Source organism: Paraburkholderia sp. SIMBA_027 (assembly GCF_046535315.1).
Lineage (GTDB): Bacteria > Pseudomonadota > Gammaproteobacteria > Burkholderiales > Burkholderiaceae > Paraburkholderia > Paraburkholderia tropica.
In genome coordinates this window covers 1-233 of sequence record NZ_JAWRWY010001671.1, presented here as the reverse complement: position 1 = coordinate 233, position 233 = coordinate 1, and the positions used below count along the sequence as shown (strand labels likewise).

At 68.7% G+C, this 233-nt stretch carries 1 pseudogene; it reads left to right on the top strand.

Annotation, left to right across the window (positions count from 1 at the left end):
- Positions 1-233: pseudogene (locus SB764_RS44865) on the top strand (hypothetical protein); the annotation flags it as partial.

Here is a 233-nt window from a genome sequence, read left to right as displayed (position 1 = left end):
CCGATGCGCTCGCCGACAACCGCGGCTATCGCAACGAGCTGTTCGTGCACGGCGATTCGAAGCGCGTGCTGGCCGAATTGGCCGATCGCCTCGAGGGGCGCCTGTCCGTCGATCCGCAGTTCTCGCTCGATCTGGCTGCGGCGCGCGAGCAGGCCGTCGCCAGCGTGGCGGAAGGCCTTGGGCCCTACAAGAAGCTCGTCGATACGCTGCAAGGGGCGGTCGGCCGCGACTAC